This is a genomic window from Pseudomonas fontis, from assembly GCF_028656955.1.
In the GTDB taxonomy this organism is placed as follows: Bacteria; Pseudomonadota; Gammaproteobacteria; order Pseudomonadales; family Pseudomonadaceae; genus Aquipseudomonas; species Aquipseudomonas fontis.
The window spans coordinates 31,653-47,800 of record NZ_JAMDGY010000012.1 but is presented as its reverse complement, the minus strand read 5'-3'; the positions used below and the strand labels follow the sequence as shown (position 1 = coordinate 47,800).

The window sequence follows — 16,148 nt, the reverse complement described above, 5'->3', positions numbered from 1 at the left end:
TTCAGCCAAACCCGCGTCACCAGGAGAGAGCCCATGGGCCTGAATCAACAGTGGATGCAGCGCGACCTCAAGGTCCTGTGGCACCCCTGCACCCAGATGAAAGACCACGAGCAACTGCCGCTGATCCCGATCAAGCGCGGTGAAGGGGTCTGGCTGGAAGATTTCGAGGGCAAGCGCTACCTCGACGCGGTCAGCTCCTGGTGGGTCAACGTGTTCGGCCATGCCAACCCGCGCATCAACCAGCGCATCAAGGACCAGGTCGACCAACTGGAACACGTGATCCTCGCAGGCTTCAGCCATCAACCGGTGATCGAGTTGTCCGAGCGCCTGGTGAAGCTCACGCCCGACGGGCTGACCCGGTGCTTCTACGCCGACAATGGCTCGTCCTGCATCGAAGTGGCGCTGAAAATGAGCTTCCACTACTGGCTGAACAAGGGCCTGCCGGAGAAGAAGCGCTTCGTCACCCTGAGCAACAGCTACCACGGCGAAACCATTGCCGCGATGTCGGTGGGCGACGTGCCGCTGTTCACCGAGACCTACAAGGCGTTGCTGCTCGACACCATCAAGGTGCCCAGCCCCGACTGCTATTTGCGCCCCGAAGGGGTGAGCTGGGAAGAACACTCGCGCACGATGTTCCTGGCCATGGAACAGACCCTCGCCGAACACCACGACACCCTCGCTGCGGTGATCGTCGAGCCGCTTATCCAGGGCGCTGGCGGCATGCGCATGTACCACCCGGTGTACCTCAAGCTGCTGCGCGAGGCCTGCGACCGCTATGGCGTGCACCTGATCCATGACGAGATCGCCGTCGGCTTCGGCCGTACCGGCTCGATGTTCGCCTGCGAACAGGCCGGCATCCGCCCGGACTTCCTGTGCCTGTCCAAGGCCCTGACCGGTGGTTACCTGCCACTGGCTGCGTGCCTGACCACCGATGACGTGTACAACGCCTTCTACGACGACTATTCGACCCTGCGCGCCTTCCTCCACTCGCACAGCTATACCGGCAACCCGCTGGCCTGTGCGGCGGCGCTGGCGACCCTGGATATCTTCGAGCAAGACAACGTCATCGAGAACAACAAGGCCCTGGCCCAGCGCATGGCTACGTCCACCGCGCACCTGGTGGACCATCCGCATGTCGCCGAAGTGCGCCAAACCGGCATGGCCCTGGCCATCGAGATGGTTCAGGACAAAGCCAGCAAGACCGCCTACCCGTGGCAGGAGCGCCGCGGCCTGAAGGTCTTCGAGCATGCATTGACGCGCGGCGCGCTGCTGCGCCCGCTGGGCAGCGTGGTGTACTTCCTGCCGCCGTACGTAATCACCCCGGAGCAGATTGATTTCCTGGCTGAAGTGGCCAGTGAGGGCATCGACATCGCGACACGCACCAGCGTGAGCGTGGCGGTGCCGAGTGATTTCCACCCCGATTTTCGCGATCCGGGCTAGAAGCATCGCCGGCAAGGCCGGCTCCCACAAGGAGCGTACTGTGGGAGCTGGCCTTGCCAGCGATGAGGCCCAACCTGACACACATTATCCAGAGCCTGCCATGAGACTTTCCCGCTTTTTCATCGATGCCCCGCTAAGCCTTGGCGAGCACGACCTGCCTGAAACCCAGGCCCACTACATTGGCCGCGTGCTGCGCATGGCCAGCGGCGATGCGGTGCAGCTGTTCGACGGCAGCGGCCAGGAGTTCCTCGGCCAACTGCTCGAAGTCGGCAAGAAGACCGTCCGCGTCAGCCTCACCCAAGCGCTGCCCGGCCAGGCCGACTCCAGCCTGAACATCCACCTCGGCCAGGGCCTGTCACGTGGCGAGCGAATGGACTGGGCGATCCAGAAAGCCACCGAACTGGGCGTCAACACCATCACCCCGATCGTCAGCGAGCGCTGCGAAGTACGCCTGAAGGATGAACGCGCCGACAAGCGCCTGGCCCACTGGCGCCAGGTCGCTGTCAGCGCCTGCGAGCAATGTGGCCGCTCGAGCGTACCGTTGATCAACCCGCCGGTAACCCTTGCCGAATGGCTCAAGGCTGCCGACGAGGAGCTGAAGCTGGTCCTGCACCCGGTTGCCGAGCCACTGGTCAGCCACGCCAAGCCCGCCAGCCTGGCCTTTCTGATCGGCCCTGAAGGGGGCTTGTCCGACGCGGAAGTCGAGCAGGCCAAGGCCGCTGGTTTCCATGCCGCCCGCCTCGGCCCGCGCGTGCTGCGCACCGAGACTGCGCCGGTGGTGGCACTGGCCGTGGCCCAGCAGCTATGGGGCGACTTCTAAAGCACGTAGAAGAACACCGCGATGAAGTGCAGCAGGCTGCCGGCGATCACGAACAGGTGCCAGATGCCGTGCCAGTGGCGAAAGCGGCTGTCATAGGCAAAGAAGATGATGCCGATGGTGTAGAACGCACCGCCCGCCGCCAGCCAGGCGAAGCCGGCGGTGCCCAGGCTGGCCAGCAATGGCTTGACCGCCACCAGCACGATCCAGCCCATCACTGCATAGATCACGATCGACAGCACCCGCGCTTCCGAGCGCGGCTTGATCTCTTGCAGCATGCCGATCACCGCCAGCCCCCAGACCACTCCGAACAGGCTCCAGCCCCACGGCCCACGCAGGCTGACCAGGCAAAACGGGGTGTAGCTGCCGGCAATCAACAGGTAGATCGACAGGTGATCGAGCTTGCGCATGATCACCTTCGCCCGGCCCCGCACGCTGTGGTACAGCGTTGAAATGCTGTAGAGCAGCAACAGGGTAAAGCCGTAGATGGACAGGCTGACGATCTTCCAGGGGTCGCCTTCGAAGCTTGCGACCACCAATAGCCAGACCGCGCCGATACTCGCCAATACCGCACCGACCAGGTGGGTCCAGGCGTTGAAACGTTCACCGTGATACATGCAGCAAAATCCTCCTGCGGGTTGCCTGGCGACCACCCTACAGCATGGACTGCGTCAGGTGCATTACGCGCCGGCGGTCTGCAACAGCTGTTCCAGCGCGACCAGGTCCGGCACTCGGGCCACCTGGTCACCCACCTGCACCGCCGCCAGCTCCAGCGCAGACAACGGCACGTCGACGTAATTGAGCTGGCTGTCGAGCTTGCAGGAGCGCGGGATGCCCTGCACCAGCAAGGCGAAGAAGCGCCGTGGCGTATCGCCCAGGGCATTGAGCACGACCACCCGGGCGCGCTCGCCAACCACGATCGGCTCGCCGCAGGCCGCCTCGAAGTTGAGCAGCGGCAGGCGCTGGCCGCGCCAGTCGATCCAGCCCATCAGCCACTGCGCCTGGTCCGGCGCCGCACTGCCCGGCGGATAACCGATCAGCTCGGCCACCGCAACATTGGGCAGCACCAGGCTGCGGTCACTCAAGGGCAACAGCAGGCCGGTGAGGCTGCTGCGACGGCCATAACGGGCCGGTTGTTCAAGCATGTGAAGTGCTCCAGCGGGCGATGCTCTCCAGCAGCACCGACTCGTGATACGGCTTGCCCAGGTAGTCGTTGACGCCAATGGCCATGGCCCGGTCGCGGTGCTTCTGCCCGGTACGCGAAGTGATCATGATGATCGGCAGGTCCTTGAGTTGCGGGTCCTGGCGCACCTGGGTGGCCACCTCGAAACCGTCCATGCGCGGCATCTCGATGTCCAGCAGCATGACGTCGGGGCGGTGCTCTTCCAGCACGGCCATGGCATCGACACCGTCCTTGGCGGTCAGCACGTTCATGCCATGGCGCTCCAGCAGGCGCCCGGTCACCTTGCGCACAGTGACCGAGTCGTCCACCACCAGCACCAGCAATGGCCGCGCCGGCCCGCTGCCCGGTTCATCGCCGCGCAAACGCGCCGCCTTGCCCTGCAAGGACAAGCGCAGGTGCAGGCTGCGCAGCTGGGTCAGCAGGTCCAGAATCAGCACCACCCGGCCATCGCCCAGCAGGGTCGCGCCGGCCAGCCCCTGCACGGCGGCGAACTGCGGGCCGAGGCTTTTCACCACGATCTCGCGGCTGGCGGTAAGGCTGTCGACCTGCACTGCAAACGACTGGTCGTGCGCATGCACCAGCAACACCGGCAACGGCAGGCTCTGCCCGAGCAGGCGTGGTTGCGCCTCCCCTTGCAGCATCTGGCCCAGGTAACGCAGTTCGTAGCGATGGCCCGCGTACTCGTAGCGCGGCGGGTCGAGTTGATAGCACGCCTCAAGCTCCGCCGGCAGCACCCGCACCACGCCTTCGATGGTATTGAGCGGCACCGCGTACTGCTCATCGGCGTAATGCACCATCAGCGCGCGGTTCACCGACACGGTGAACGGCAGGCGGATCAGGAAGCGCGCGCCCTTGCCCGGCACCGAGTCGATCACCATCGAGCCGCCCAGTTGCTTCACCTCTTCATGGACCACGTCCATGCCCAGGCCACGCCCGGAAATCTGGGTGATTTTCTCCGCCGTGGAGAAGCCCGGCTGAAGAATGAACTGCATGACTTCGTAGTCACTGAGCTCGCTGGCCGGGTCGAGCAGGCCACGCTTGATCGCCTTGCTGCGCACGGCCTCCAGCGGTACGCCGGCACCGTCGTCAGACATTTCGATAACGATGTCGGCACCTTCATGCAGCAGGTTCAGGGCAATCATGCCCTGCTCCGGCTTGCCGGCCTTGAGCCGCCCTTCGCGGCTTTCCATGCCGTGGTCGACGGCGTTGCGCAGCATGTGTTCCAGCGGCGCAACCATGCGTTCCAGCACGCTGCGGTCCATCTCGCCTTCGGCATTGCCGACCACCAGTTCAACCTGCTTGCCCAGCTCACTGGCCACTTGCCGTACCACCCGCTGCAAACGCGGCACCAGGCGCTCGAACGGCACCATGCGCGTACGCATCAAGCCTTCCTGCAACTCGCTGTTCACCCGCGCCTGCTGCTGCAACAGGCTGTGCGCGTCATGGGTGCGCACGCTCAGGGTTTCCTTCAGGTCGAGCAGGTCGGAGGCCGATTCGAACAACGCGCGTGAAAGCTGCTGCAACTGCGAATGGCGGTCCATCTCCAGCGGGTCGAAATCGTCATAGCCCAGGGCATCGCCTTCGCTCTGCTGGCGGCTGAGGATGCGCCCCTGGGTTTCGGTGTCGAGCCGGCGCAACTGGTCGCGCATGCGCTCCAGCGTGGTTTCCATCTCGTTCAGGGCGACCTGGGCATCGTTGACCTGCTGCTCGATGCGCCCGCGAATGATCGAGTCTTCACCTGCCAGGTTGCCCAGATCATCCAGCAACTCGGCGGCCACCTTGACCATGTCTGCCGGGGCGCGCTCCGGCGCCGGGGTCAGCGCTTCGGGCAAGGCGCTTTCGTTGCTCGGCACGGTAGCCGCCGTGTCGCTCAGGGCAGCACTGCTGAAATTGCGGATGTAGTCGATCAGCGCCGTGGCCGCATGCAACGGCTGGTGCAGGCGCACCGCGTCGAGCATGTGGGCCAGGCGGTCGTGGCAGTTCTGCAGCAGGCTGAACAGCGCGGAGCTTGGCTGCAACTGGCCCGCCGCCAGGTGTTCGTAGAGGAATTCCAGTTCGTGGGCCAGGTCGCCGATGGGGGCGATCTCGACCATCCGCGCGCCGCCCTTGAGGGTGTGCAGGTCGCGCAGCAGGTTTTCCACTTCAACCGTATTGCGTGGCTCGGCCTGCCAACGTATCAGCGCGGCGCCGGTGCTTTCGACAATGTCGAAACCTTCTTCGAGGAAGATTTCCAGCAGTTCCTTGTCCGCCTCCTGGGCGGGCGCGATGGTCGCTTTTTCCTGCACGGCGGGCGCCGCGTTGTGGCGGAACTCACGCAGTACGGCAAGCTGCTCAACCACCGGGGAAGGAGCTTCGTCGCGCTGCAACTGGCCGAGCAGACGCGCCAGCAACTGGTGGCTGCCCTTGAGCAGGGTAGCGAGGGCCGGCGACAGGCTGTAGCGCCGATCCACCAGCCCGGCATAAAGGATTTCCAGCTCCTGCGACAGCACCTCGATCGAGCCGATGCCGGCCATCTGCGCGCCACCCATGAGGGTGTCCAGCTCGCGTTGCAGCGACGACAGCGCCGAGGCGTTGTCGGGCTCCTCCAGCCAGCGGGCCAGCGCCTGATCGGCGTTTTCGAGGATATCCACCGCCTCTTCGAGGAACAGCAGCTCCATCTCCCGGTCAGGTGCCGGTTGCGCCAGCTCACGGGTTGCCGCCGCCAGCTCGGTAATGCTCAGCGGCTGTGCACCCTGGCTGCGCACCAGGCCAACGGCCGACGGGTCGAGGCTTTCCCCGAGCAGGTCGCGCAGCGCTTGCAGGCGCTCCGGGCAGGGGTCGACCTCCTGCCCGGCAGCGATCTGGTCGAGCATGTCTATCAAGGCTTCATGGGCCTGCTGCGCTTCCCTGAAGAAGCGCTCGCTGACCGCCAGGCTGCTTTCCTCGACGGCGCCGTACAAATCGAGCAGCGCCTCGCACAGCTCGTCGACCTGCCACAGGTCGGCCAGGTGCGCGCTCTGCCCCAGGGTGGTCAATTCATCCAGCAGGGCGGTAAGTTCCTGACGCTCGCCCGGGTGTTCCTGCCAGCGCAGCAGCAACGACTCGGCATCCAGCAGGATGTCCATGCCCTGGGCCAGGAAACTGGCGATCAATTGCGGGTCGCGCTTGATCCGCAGGCCCTGGGCCGGCGCATCGTGCAGGGCCTGCAAGCGGGCGCTGACCACCTGATCGACCTGTTCGATCAGGATGTCTGCACCGGAAATCGCCGCCTGCGGCGTGGCGCCCATCTGCTCGAGGCCTCGGCGCAGCAGCGGCTCGGCCATTTGCAGCAGGTAGATCTCATCAAGGTCGAAGCCCAACTGGTGGGCCTTGAACTCGCGCGCCAACAAATCGAGTGCCGAGGCCAGCTCGGCAATCGCCGTGACCCCGGCCATGGCCGCGCTGCCCTTGAGGGTGTGCAAGGCCCGTTGCAGGTTGTCGCTGACCGGCAGGGGCAGGTGCTCTTCTGCGCCCAGCAGGAACTCGTCCAGGGTCGCCAGGTGGCTGTGCGCCTCGTTGCGGAAAATCTCCAACAATTGCGGGTCGATGGCATCGCTCGGCGTGCTGGCAGCGCTCGGGTCGCTCATCGCCAGGGCATGCAGGTGGCTTGCCAGGCGCTCGACCTCGGCATGTGGCTGCACCCGCGCGGCGGCGAATTCCAGCAACAGCGGCGGCAACAACACCAGGGCCTGCTCCAGCCCGTCGAATACATCCGGCCCGGCCTCGACCCGGCCTTCGAGCATGCGGTTGAGCAGGTGCTCGGCAGCCCAGGCCAGTTCGCCCAGCACATGCGCGCGGACCATCCGGCCACTGCCCTTGAGGGTGTGGAAGCCCCGGCGCAGCTCGACCAGCGCCTCGCGCAGACGGGTGTCGGCGCGCCAGCGGGTCCAGTGTTCGTCCAGTTGCTGCAGCACTTCCTCGGCTTCTTCGAGGAAGATCTCCCGCAATTCATCGTCCAGCGGCGCGTCTTCCAGGGCCTCGACCTTGGGCTCGATAACCGGTGCCGGCAAGGTCGGGAAGCCCAGTGCCGCCAGGGCTGTCTCGGCACGCAGCAGCAAGCTGTCGAAGTCGGCCTGCGGGTCGACACTCATGCCTTGCAGGTAAATTTCCAGGCTGCAGATGGCATCGGCATAGTGGTCCAGGGCGAGCGCATCGGGCAGCCCTTCGGCGTACAGCAGGTGGCGTTGCGCAAAGTCGTGGCAGCGCAGCAACAGGGCCGCCGGGCGCGGCAGCATAAGCATCGCCAGCGCCCCGCGAATCTGGTTGAGCAAGGCTGGCAGCGACTGCAAGCGCTGGCGGTCCCAGCCCGCTTCAAGGCAATCGGCGATCAGGTCCTTGGCTTGCAGCAGCACACCGTGGCACTCATCGAGGACCAACTGGCGGATCTCGGCCAGGTCGGTTCCCGGCAAGGGGCTCTGGTTGACCGTCTCCATGGAGCCGACCATGCCGCCCAGCGTGGCCTCGACGTACAACAACGCCCCCGCCACATCCATCAGCAGGGCATCTTCCGGGGCACGTTGCCCCTGGGCCAGGCCATGCAAGACCGCAACCTGGTCGAGAATCACCCGACGTGGCTGGGCAAAACCCAGGACGGCGAGGGTGTCGGCGATCTGGCGCAATGGCGCGAGCAGGGTGTCCAGTTCATCGACCTGGTCGCGGTTGCCGCGCACGAACAGGTCGAGACGTTCCTTGATACGCACCAGGTCATCGCGCAGTGCGGCGACGACCGAGCGCATGGCATCGCGGTCGGGGCCGGCGTGCAGTTGATCGCGCAGGGCACCCAGTGAGCGGTCGAGGTTGGCCAGTTCGGCAGCTGCCGGGACGAGCTGATCGGCGGCCCCGGCATCGAGCAGGTTGACCTGCGCTTCAGCGCCACGCGCTACCCGCAATTGATTGAGCAGCGGCAAGGCCACCAGCGGCAGATCGCGGCGGGCACTGCGCAGGCGCTCGAGGTACATCGGCAGTTGCTCAAGCCCACGGAACAGCGCACCCAGCGCTTCCCCGCGCGGGTTTGCCTGGCCCTCGCGCAAGGCCTGCGCCAGTTGCTCCATCTCGCTGGCCAGCAGGGCTGCACCATTGAGTTCGAGCATCACCAGGCAACCGTGCACCTGGTGTAGCAGCTCGATAACCCCCAGCAAGGCGCTGGTGTCACCGGGTTCGCCAGCGAACTGTTCAAGGGCCTGGCGTGCCAGCCCGAGGCTGTCATCGATGGCGCCCTTGACCCAGGCCAGGGCGACAGTGTCGTGCCGGTCAGCCATACCCACTCCAGTAGCCAAGTTGCCCGCGCGCCGAAATCAGCGCGCCTCCGGTGTCGGAGGCAAGGTGAAGCCCGAGACCGAGCGACGCATCTCGCTGGCCATGCGTGCCAGGTCGCCGATGCTTTCGGCCGTGGCGGTCGAGCCGGACGAGGTTTGTGCAGTGATCTGCTGGATCACCGACATGGTATGGGAAATCTGCCCAGCCGATGAGGTCTGCAATTGCGCCGCGTCGGAGATGCTGTGGATCAGGTCGGCAAGGGTCTGCGAGACCCCCTCGATCTCGGCCAGGGCCACCCCGGCATCCTGCGCCAGTCGTGCGCCACGCACCACTTCGGCGGTGGTTTGCTCCATGGAGATGACCGCCTCGTTGGTGTCTGCCTGGATCGCCCGCACCAGCGCCTCGATCTGCCGCGTGGCCGAGGACGAGCGTTCAGCCAGGCGTTGGACTTCGTCGGCCACCACCGCAAAACCGCGCCCGGCCTCGCCCGCCATCGAGGCCTGGATCGCCGCATTGAGGGCCAGGATGTTGGTCTGGTCGGCAATGTCGTCGATCAGGCTGACGATATCGCCGATTTCCTGGGACGACTCGCCCAGGCGCTTGATGCGCTTGGCGGTGTCCTGGATTTGCTCGCGGATGTTGTCCATGCCGTGGATGGTGTTGTGCACCACCTCGTTGCCCTTGTTGGCAATCGCCACCGAACGCTCGGCAACCTTGGCCGATTCATAGGCGTGGTTGGACACCCGGTCGATGGACTCGGCCATATCACCGACCGCCACCGAGGCATCGGCGATCTGCTCGGCCTGATGGCCGGAGGCCTTGGCCAGCTGGGCGGCGGTGGCCTGGGTATCCTGTACCGCAGCGGCGACTTCCTCGGCGCTGAGGTTGATGGTCGCCACCAGGTCGCGCAGTTGGTCGATGGAATAGTTGATCGAGTCGGCGATGGCCCCGGTGAAGTCTTCGGTCACCGAGGCGGTGACCGTCAGGTTGCCATCGGCAAGGTCTTCGATTTCGTCCAGCAGGCGCATGATCGCCTGCTGGTTGCGTTCGTTCTTTTCCGCGGTTTCACGCAACTGACGGTTGGTTTCCCGGACCATCACCGAGCCGATCAGGATGATCGAGGCCAGCGCCAGCAGGCCCAGCACATAGCCACCAACGGTATCCAGGGTACGACCACCAGCGAGGTTTTCAAAACCGTTGGCCAGGTGCGAGGCTTCGTCGAGCAGGGTCTGCGACAGGTTGAAGATGCTCCCGGCCGCTTCGCGCACGCGAAACAGCTCGGGCGAGGTCTCAAGAATCTCGTCCACCGAACCGGCAACGAACTGGAACAGTTCGGCGATGTCCGCCAGGCGGGCGCGGGCGTCAGGGTCTTGTACGCGGGTCACCTGGATCGCCGGGTTGCCGCCGAGCATGCCCTCGAGTACCTGGCCAAAACGGCTGGCGTCACGGCCAAAGGCATCAGCGGCCTGCACGGCGGTTTCGTCGCCGGCCAGCACGGTGTTGACCGAACCGAGGATTCGCTCGGCCAGCAGCGACTGGCGCTGCGCCACCGCGACCTGATTGGCCGGCGCACCGCTTTGCAGCAGGATCTCGACGACCTTTTCATATTCGACCTGCAACTGCGGCACGGTCTCGGCCAGGGTCGCGGCCACCTGGTGAAGTGACAGCACGGTCTGCTCGCTGGCGAGGATCGCGTCGGCGTTCTTGCGCAGGTTTTCCCAGTCGCGCTGCACGGCGTCCATTTCCACCCGCACGGCCGGCGGCGCCGCCGGCAGGCCGGTGCTCGAGTCGCCCTTTTTCAGGTAGCCCCAGCGCTGCTCGAAATCGTTGCGTGCCTCGCTCAACAGCTTGAACGCACGCGGCTTGCCGGCCGCCGCCTCAGTGGCGTTCTTGGCGATGCGCTGCGACAGCACGCGCAACTCGCCGGCATGGCCGATGTACTGCTTGTCGTAGTTGGCCTGGGTGTTCAGGTAGGCAAAGTTGGCGAACAGCAGGACGATCGACAGGATCAGCACGACGAACAACGCCGTGATCTGCGCGCTGCTGCGTGAGCTGTGCACCGCCTGGGAGCTCTTGAGCTTGGTCACTGGACTGTCATTCCTTTACAGCGCCACATCGAGAAAGCCCGGCGCCTGGGCCAGGGCAAACGGACTGAAGATCCCCCAGCAGCGCTCACGCTGGAAATGCCCCTGAAGAAACGGTCGGGCGGCGTCGAGCAGCGGCTCGGGCGGCGACAGTTCGAGGCTGTGCAGGGGGAAGTGCTGCAAGCCGACGACCTCATCGACCAGCAGCCCGGCAAACAACTCTTCATGATCAAGCACCAGCACCCGGCGCTGCTTGCGCACCACCGACAGGCCCAGGCCGAGAAAACCGCACAGGTCCATCACTGGCAGCAAGCGCCCGCGCAGGTTGGAGACCCCGGCCACCCAGGGCTTGACCCCGGGGATACGGCTCAGGCGCTGCTCCTGCAGCACCTCGGCGATTTCCCCCATGGGTGCCACGAACCAGTGCGCGCCCATGCGAAAGCCGATGCCGCTCCAGGTTTGCAGGCGGGTTTCCTGCAGCGGCAGGTCCGCCGCCAACAGCCGGCAACGCCGGTCGATGTCCAGCAGCAGCTCGAACGCCGTCAGCGACTCGCCCATGGGCCGCGTGGTCAACCTTTGAGGACGCCGTTGAGCACCTTGATCAGGGTGTCTTCGTCCACCGGCTTGGTCAGGTAGTCACGGGCGCCCTGGCGCGTGCCCCAGACCTTGTCGGTCTCCTGGTCCTTGGTGGTGACGATGATTACCGGGATAGCGGCGGTTTCCGGGTTCTTGCTCAACTGGCGGGTGGCCTGGAAGCCGTTCACGCCCGGCATGACGATGTCCATCAGGACCGCGTCGGGCTTTTCTTCGGTGGCCAGGGCCACGCCGTCGGCGCCATTGACCGCCTTGAGTACCTGATGCCCGTGTTTTTCGAGCATTCCGGTGAGTTTGTACATTTCAGTCGGCGAGTCGTCGACGATCAGAATTCGGGCCATGCTGTTCCCCATTTAAAGGAAAGACGCCGCGTCCAGGGGACACGGCGTCAGGGTGCGTGTTGTTCTTCTGCGGCGAAACCCGGCACATGGGCGCGGATCGCGTCGAGCAGTTCTTCTTTGCTGAAAGGCTTGGTCAAAAATTGATCAGAGCCGACGATCCGGCCCCGGGCCTTGTCGAACAGGCCGTCACGCGAAGAGAGCATGATCACCGGCGTGTCCTTGAAGGCGCTGTTCTGCTTGACCAGCGCGCAGGTCTGGTAGCCGTCGAGGCGCGGCATCAATACGTCGACAAATATGATGCCGGGGCGCTGATCGACGATCTTGGCCAGGGCATCGAAGCCGTCGATGGCCGTGATGACCTCGCAGCCGGCTTCGCTGAGAAACATTTCGGCGGTGCGGCGAATCGTCTTGGAGTCGTCGATCACCATGACCTTCAAGGCCGTGTCGGGCTGTCCCATGATTGCTCTACCATTGCCTGTAAGTAGCGCCGTGCAGGCCACGTGCCAGGCCTTTTTAGCACACTCCGGGGGGTGCATTCCATCGACCCGCGCGGCGGCCCGGCCAGGCTGCGTTTTTCCCTTGACCGACGACGCTGCGAGCGCCACCCTGACGCCACTTTTCATTTGCGCACTGCGGCCCCCTGCCGCCGAGAGGATATACCCCATGAGCGTTCGCCTCGGGATTGTCATGGACCCTATCGCGTCCATCTCCTACAAGAAGGACAGCTCGCTGGCCATGTTGCTGGCAGCCCAGGAACGCGGCTGGTCGCTGTTCTACATGGAACAACAGGACCTCTACCAGGGCGCCGGCACGGCCCGTGCGCGCATGCGCCCGCTGACGGTGTTCGCCGACCCGGCACGCTGGTTCGAGCTGCAGGATGAAGTCGACGCGCCGCTGAGCGACCTGGACGTGATCCTGATGCGCAAGGATCCGCCGTTCGACATGGAGTTCGTCTACAGCACCTACCTGCTGGAGCAGGCCGAGACCGCCGGCGTGCTGGTGGTCAACAAGCCGCAGAGCCTGCGTGACTGCAACGAAAAACTGTTCGCCACGCTGTTCCCGCAGTGCACCCCGCCGACCCTGGTCAGCCGCCGCCCGGACATCATCCGCGAATTCGCCGCGCAGCATGGCGACGTGATCCTCAAGCCGCTGGACGGCATGGGCGGCACCTCGATCTTCCGCCACCGCGTGGGCGACCCGAACCTGTCGGTGATCCTTGAGACCCTGACCGCGCTGGGCACCCAGCAGATCATGGCGCAAGCCTACCTGCCGGCCATCAAGGACGGCGACAAGCGCATCCTGATGATCGACGGCGAGCCGGTGCCGTACTGCCTGGCGCGCATCCCGGCCAGCGGTGAAACCCGTGGCAACCTGGCTGCCGGCGGGCGTGGCGAAGCCCGCGAGCTGACCGAGCGTGACCGCTGGATCGCCGCCCAGGTGGGCCCGACCCTGCGTGAGAAGGGCCTGCTGTTCGTCGGCCTGGACGTGATCGGCGAGCACCTGACCGAAATCAACGTCACCAGCCCGACCTGCATCCGCGAAATCGACAATGCCTACGGCACCAACATTGGCGCCCAATTGATGGATGCCATTGATCGCAAGCTCAAGGCACGCTGACCGCCGACGCGGGGAAACCGTGCAGAGTGGGTTATCATGCCGGTCCTTTTTTGAACCGGGCACCCCGCTCTGCCGGCCTTGCCCGGCTGCTGGATAATCGATGACGCTTCCTGCCGACATTCCCGCCGACTTCTCCCCGCCTCGCGTTCGCCCGGCGGACCGGCTGGGTTTTACCCTGTTCGTGGCGGCCCTGGCACACCTGGCGCTGATCCTCGGGGTGGGTTTTACCTTCGCCAAGCCTGAAGAAATCCGCCGGACGATGGAAATCACCCTGGCCCCGTTCAAAAGCGAAACGGCGCCGAAAAAAGCCGATTTCCTTGCCCAGGACAACCAGCAGGGCAGCGGCACGCTGGACAAGAAGGCGGTGCCCAAGACCACCGAACTGGCGCCGTTCCAGGACAGCAAGATCAACAAGGTCACGCCACCGCCTGCGCCCAAGCAGGAGGTACCGCCGCAGCCGGCCCCGCCGAAAGCCGCGATCACCACCCAGGTGCCCAAGGCGCAGAAGGTCGAGACCCGGCCCAAGGAAGTCAAACCGCAGGAAAAACCCAAGGCCGTGACCCCGGAGTTCGACAGCTCGCAGCTGTCCAGCCAGATCGCCAGCCTTGAGGCGGAGCTTTCCAACGAACAGCAGATGTACGCCAAGCGCCCGCGTATCCACCGTTTGAGCGCCGCCTCGACCATGCGTGACAAGGGTGCCTGGTACAAGGATGAGTGGCGCAAGAAGGTCGAGCGCATTGGCAACCTGAACTACCCGGATGAAGCGCGGCGCCAGCAGATCTACGGCAACTTGCGCCTGCTGGTGTCGATCAACAGCGATGGTTCGCTGTATGAGGTGCTGGTACTGGAATCGTCCGGGCAGCCGGTGCTGGACCAGGCGGCGCAGCGCATCGTGCGGCTGGCAGCGCCGTTTGCCCCCTTTACCGGTGACCTGGCGGACATCGACCGCCTGGAAATCGTCCGCACCTGGCGCTTTGCGCGGGGTGACCGCTTGTCGAGCAACTGACCGCGTCCACTACGGTGTGGATGCAATTGCCCTGCACAAGACCTTGTGGGAGCCGGCCTTGCCGGCGATCGACCGGGCACCGGTCGCATACCGCGCCGACCTTATCGCCGGCAAGCCCGGCTCCCACAGAAAATCAGTGCAAGACAGTTGCGTCCACAGGCTTGTCAGTACCGCGCCCCGCCGCCACACTAATAGCCATGAAAAACCTCAGCCCGAGTTACCTCAAGCATCAGTTCCTGATCGCCATGCCGCACATGGCGGACCCGAATTTTGCACAGACCCTGACCTACATCGTCGAGCACAACGCCAACGGTGCCATGGGTCTGGTGGTCAACCGTCCCCAGGAGCTGAACCTGGCCGATATCCTCGAACAACTGCGCCCCGACGTCGAACCGCCCGCCCGCTGCCTGCAGGTGCCGATCTACATCGGCGGCCCGGTGCAGACCGACCGCGGCTTCGTCCTGCACACCAGCGACAAGACCTTCCAGGCCACCGTTGCCCTCGACGGGCTGTCGTTGTCCACCTCGCAGGACATCCTGTTCGCCATCGCCGACGGCGCCGGCCCGGAAAAAAGCCTGATCACCCTCGGCTACGCCGGCTGGGAAGCCGGCCAGCTGGAAGCGGAACTGGCCGACAACGCCTGGCTCAACTGCCCCTTCGACCCCGAGATCATCTTTGACATGGCCAGCGACAAGCGCCTGAACCAGGCCGCGAAAAGCCTGAAAATCGACCTCAGCCTGCTGACCAGCCAGGCAGGGCACGCCTGATGGCCGCGATCCGCCTCCTGCTGGGCTTCGACTACGGCAGCCGCCAGATCGGCGTCGCCGTTGGCCAGGTGATCACCGGCCAGGCCCGCGAGCTGTGCACCCTCAAGGCCCAGAACGGCACGCCGGACTGGACCCAGATGGAAAAACTGATCAAGGAATGGAAACCCGACGCCCTGGTCGTCGGCCTGCCGTTGAACATGGACGGCACCCCGAGCGAAATGAGCGAACGCGCCGAAAAGTTCGCCCGCCGCCTGAACGGTCGTTTCAACCTGCCTGTGCACACCCACGATGAACGCCTGACCACCTTCGAAGCCAAGGGCGAGCGCATGGCCCGTGGCGGTCAGCGCGGCAGTTACCGCGACAACCCGGTCGATGCCATCGCCGCCGCCCTGCTCCTGCAAGGCTGGCTGGAGGCCAATGCCGGGCAGTTGCAATCCTGATCACCGGTTTTACCGCCGGGCCAGCCCAGTGCTCCCGGCCCTTTGAGGAGCAAGCATGAGCTTACCCAATCCCGCCGAACTGATCCGGCAGATGGCCGTCGACCTGCGCGCCCACCTGGCCCGCCGCAACATCAGCGAGCCGCGCTTCATCGGCATTCACACCGGCGGTATCTGGGTTGCCCAGGCGCTGCTGGCCGAACTGGGCAGCGACGCTGCCCTCGGCACCCTCGACGTATCGTTCTACCGCGATGACTTCAGCCAGAACGGCCTGCACCCGCAGGTGCGCCCGTCCTCGTTGCCGTTCGAGATCGAAGGCCAGCACCTGGTGCTGGTGGACGACGTGCTGATGAGCGGGCGGACCATCCGCGCCGCCCTCAACGAACTGTTCGATTATGGCCGCCCGGCCAGCGTGACCCTGGTGTGCCTGCTCGACCTGGACGCCGGCGAACTGCCGATCCGGCCGAATGTGGTCGGTGCCACCCTGTCGCTGGCTGCCCATGAACGGGTAAAATTGCTCGGCCCCGCCCCGCTCGCCCTCGAGCGCCAGGACCTCGCTTCCGCTTCCGCCCTTTAAGAGTCCCCCGC

General features: G+C 65.2%; 14 protein-coding genes. 7 read left to right on the top strand and 7 right to left on the bottom strand.

Going from position 1 to position 16,148, the window contains the following annotated elements:
- Window positions 1-33 precede the first annotated feature (33 nt).
- Window positions 34-1,440, top strand: a complete 1,407-nt coding sequence (locus M5G11_RS04325) for an adenosylmethionine--8-amino-7-oxononanoate transaminase (protein ID WP_273912443.1) — start codon at window positions 34-36, stop codon at window positions 1,438-1,440.
- Between the two features lie 100 nt (window positions 1,441-1,540).
- Window positions 1,541-2,260 carry a 16S rRNA (uracil(1498)-N(3))-methyltransferase gene (locus M5G11_RS04320; RefSeq protein ID WP_273912444.1) on the top strand — a complete coding sequence of 240 codons (720 nt, stop codon included), beginning with the start codon at window positions 1,541-1,543 and terminating at the stop codon, window positions 2,258-2,260.
- Here the strand turns inward: M5G11_RS04320 and trhA are convergent.
- The 7 genes from trhA to pilG form a co-directional block, all read right to left on the bottom strand.
- Window positions 2,257-2,874, bottom strand: a complete 618-nt coding sequence (gene trhA, locus M5G11_RS04315) for a PAQR family membrane homeostasis protein TrhA (protein WP_273912445.1) — start codon at window positions 2,872-2,874, stop codon at window positions 2,257-2,259. The two genes, M5G11_RS04320 and trhA, sit on opposite strands and share 4 nt — an antisense overlap.
- Before the next feature lie 63 nt (window positions 2,875-2,937).
- Complete coding sequence (locus M5G11_RS04310; protein ID WP_273912446.1) at window positions 2,938-3,402, bottom strand: chemotaxis protein CheW; 465 nt, start codon at window positions 3,400-3,402, stop codon at window positions 2,938-2,940.
- Window positions 3,395-8,716, bottom strand: coding sequence for an Hpt domain-containing protein (locus M5G11_RS04305; RefSeq protein WP_273912447.1), 5,322 nt, complete (start codon window positions 8,714-8,716; stop codon window positions 3,395-3,397). Before M5G11_RS04305 ends, M5G11_RS04310 begins: the two co-directional genes overlap by 8 nt.
- A 36-nt stretch (window positions 8,717-8,752) precedes the next feature.
- Entirely contained in the window at window positions 8,753-10,801 is a 2,049-nt protein-coding gene (locus tag M5G11_RS04300) for a methyl-accepting chemotaxis protein (protein WP_273912448.1), read from the bottom strand.
- A 15-nt stretch (window positions 10,802-10,816) separates the two neighbouring features.
- Window positions 10,817-11,371 carry a chemotaxis protein CheW gene (locus M5G11_RS04295; RefSeq protein WP_273912449.1) on the bottom strand — a complete coding sequence of 185 codons (555 nt, stop codon included), beginning with the start codon at window positions 11,369-11,371 and terminating at the stop codon, window positions 10,817-10,819.
- Window positions 11,368-11,733 (bottom strand): twitching motility response regulator PilH, encoded by a 366-nt coding sequence (gene pilH / locus M5G11_RS04290; protein WP_273912450.1) that lies wholly within the window; start codon window positions 11,731-11,733, stop codon window positions 11,368-11,370. Before pilH ends, M5G11_RS04295 begins: the two co-directional genes overlap by 4 nt.
- A gap of 47 nt (window positions 11,734-11,780) precedes the next feature.
- Window positions 11,781-12,191, bottom strand: coding sequence for a twitching motility response regulator PilG (pilG, locus tag M5G11_RS04285; protein ID WP_273912483.1), 411 nt, complete (start codon window positions 12,189-12,191; stop codon window positions 11,781-11,783).
- Between the two features lie 205 nt (window positions 12,192-12,396).
- Here pilG and gshB point away from each other — a divergent pair, with 205 nt between their 5' ends.
- The 5 genes from gshB (at window position 12,397) to pyrR (ending at window position 16,137) form a co-directional block, all read left to right on the top strand.
- Window positions 12,397-13,350: a glutathione synthase gene (gene gshB / locus M5G11_RS04280; RefSeq protein WP_273912451.1), complete on the top strand. Its 954-nt coding sequence runs from the start codon at window positions 12,397-12,399 to the stop codon at window positions 13,348-13,350.
- A 100-nt stretch (window positions 13,351-13,450) separates the two neighbouring features.
- Window positions 13,451-14,356, top strand: a complete 906-nt coding sequence (locus M5G11_RS04275) for an energy transducer TonB (RefSeq protein ID WP_273912452.1) — start codon at window positions 13,451-13,453, stop codon at window positions 14,354-14,356.
- 197 nt (window positions 14,357-14,553) lie between these two features.
- On the top strand, window positions 14,554-15,123 hold the full coding sequence (locus M5G11_RS04270) for a YqgE/AlgH family protein (protein ID WP_273912453.1): 570 nt from the start codon (window positions 14,554-14,556) through the stop codon (window positions 15,121-15,123).
- Window positions 15,123-15,563 (top strand): Holliday junction resolvase RuvX, encoded by a 441-nt coding sequence (gene ruvX, locus M5G11_RS04265; RefSeq protein ID WP_273912454.1) that lies wholly within the window; start codon window positions 15,123-15,125, stop codon window positions 15,561-15,563. The genes M5G11_RS04270 and ruvX overlap by 1 nt, the downstream gene beginning before the upstream one ends.
- A 55-nt stretch (window positions 15,564-15,618) precedes the next feature.
- Window positions 15,619-16,137, top strand: a complete 519-nt coding sequence (pyrR, locus tag M5G11_RS04260; RefSeq protein WP_273912455.1) for a bifunctional pyr operon transcriptional regulator/uracil phosphoribosyltransferase PyrR — start codon at window positions 15,619-15,621, stop codon at window positions 16,135-16,137.
- The last annotated feature ends 11 nt before the right edge of the window (window positions 16,138-16,148 follow it).

What these genes read in the sequence shown, in the direction of transcription:
- M5G11_RS04325 (WP_273912443.1), top strand. Translation starts at nt 34, where the DNA reads ATGGGCCTGAATCAACAGTGGATGCAGCGCGACCTCAAGGTCCTGTGG.
- M5G11_RS04320 (WP_273912444.1), top strand. Translation starts at nt 1,541, where the DNA reads ATGAGACTTTCCCGCTTTTTCATCGATGCCCCGCTAAGCCTTGGCGAG.
- trhA (WP_273912445.1), bottom strand. Translation starts at nt 2,874, where the DNA reads ATGTATCACGGTGAACGTTTCAACGCCTGGACCCACCTGGTCGGTGCG.
- M5G11_RS04310 (WP_273912446.1), bottom strand. Translation starts at nt 3,402, where the DNA reads ATGCTTGAACAACCGGCCCGTTATGGCCGTCGCAGCAGCCTCACCGGC.
- M5G11_RS04305 (WP_273912447.1), bottom strand. Translation starts at nt 8,716, where the DNA reads ATGGCTGACCGGCACGACACTGTCGCCCTGGCCTGGGTCAAGGGCGCC.
- pilH (WP_273912450.1), bottom strand. Translation starts at nt 11,733, where the DNA reads ATGGCCCGAATTCTGATCGTCGACGACTCGCCGACTGAAATGTACAAA.
- pilG (WP_273912483.1), bottom strand. Translation starts at nt 12,191, where the DNA reads ATGGGACAGCCCGACACGGCCTTGAAGGTCATGGTGATCGACGACTCC.
- gshB (WP_273912451.1), top strand. Translation starts at nt 12,397, where the DNA reads ATGAGCGTTCGCCTCGGGATTGTCATGGACCCTATCGCGTCCATCTCC.
- M5G11_RS04275 (WP_273912452.1), top strand. Translation starts at nt 13,451, where the DNA reads ATGACGCTTCCTGCCGACATTCCCGCCGACTTCTCCCCGCCTCGCGTT.
- M5G11_RS04270 (WP_273912453.1), top strand. Translation starts at nt 14,554, where the DNA reads ATGAAAAACCTCAGCCCGAGTTACCTCAAGCATCAGTTCCTGATCGCC.
- ruvX (WP_273912454.1), top strand. Translation starts at nt 15,123, where the DNA reads ATGGCCGCGATCCGCCTCCTGCTGGGCTTCGACTACGGCAGCCGCCAG.
- pyrR (WP_273912455.1), top strand. Translation starts at nt 15,619, where the DNA reads ATGAGCTTACCCAATCCCGCCGAACTGATCCGGCAGATGGCCGTCGAC.